This is a genomic window from Oleiphilus sp. HI0125 (genome assembly GCF_001635355.1).
This window is the reverse complement of sequence record NZ_LWGF01000136.1, coordinates 1-826: the sequence shown is the minus strand read 5'-3', so window position 1 is coordinate 826 and position 826 is coordinate 1. Positions and strand designations below refer to the sequence as shown.

General features: G+C 43.9%; 3 protein-coding genes. 1 reads left to right on the top strand and 2 read right to left on the bottom strand.

The genetic code is table 11. The features are described 5' to 3' along the window. The coding region (locus A3762_RS25610) for a cytochrome-c peroxidase (protein ID WP_231878704.1) at positions 1-93 on the bottom strand (93 nt) is incomplete at its 3' end. Then, on the bottom strand, positions 60-350 hold the full coding sequence (locus A3762_RS28140; RefSeq protein ID WP_156493470.1) for a hypothetical protein: 291 nt from the start codon (positions 348-350) through the stop codon (positions 60-62). The genes A3762_RS25610 and A3762_RS28140, both read right to left, overlap by 34 nt. Positions 351-618: 268 nt before the next feature. Between A3762_RS28140 and A3762_RS28135 the strand changes: the two genes are divergently transcribed. Then, positions 619-826, top strand: a 208-nt coding sequence (locus A3762_RS28135) for a hypothetical protein (RefSeq protein WP_369820654.1), incomplete at its 3' end; no start/stop codon positions are given.

The following is an 826-nucleotide window of genomic DNA, read 5'->3' as shown; positions in this document are numbered from 1 at the left end:
ATCATCTCCACCGAGCGCTACAATATGACAGCTCGCACATACGACAGTGCCGTCGCTGCTCAGTTGAGGATCATGAAATAGCTTCTCGCCCAAGGCAGCGATCTTGGGATCTTCATTATGGAGTTCAGGAATAGGCCTGAACGAGGGAACTCGGAGTCTTTAAAGGTGTATTCCGCGCGATGCTCATGATTGTGTGACTCTTCATGGTGAGCATCATGTCCTTGGCTATTGTTGTGAGTGTTGTTATGGCCACTATGGTCATCATGACTAGAGCTGTCGCTGTGTCCGCATGCAGACAGCATCACGACGGTGAAATATAAAGCGATTAAACGAATAACAAACACAGCCACTGTCCACCTAATTAAGTTTGATGGCGGCTAGTATAATCAAGCTTCTTAACCCTGCCTGACTTGTTGCACTCTCATACAAAATTCCTAAAAAAAGCCTGACGTAACGTTTTGTATTTTCTTGTACACTGCGCAGTAGAGTTGTATGAGCTTGCTATAGTGAATAAATACACAGCAAAACGATAAAACAACTCTAACTAATAAAAGTAAAACTACCGTGCGACTTACAACAAAGGTGCGGCGGTACTGGCGAGTATTGATATTAGGAACATTGATAGGATTCAGTGTTTTCTCTCCTACAACACATGCCATTACTGTCATTGGTCATGCCTCGGTAGACAGAAACGAATTGCAGCTCAAGGAAGTAAGAGCGATCTTTACAATGAAAAAGCGTCTATGGTCGGACGGGCAACGCGTACAAGTCTACGTACTGAGCCAAGATCAGAAAACACATAAAGCATTCTGCAAGCAAGTATTGG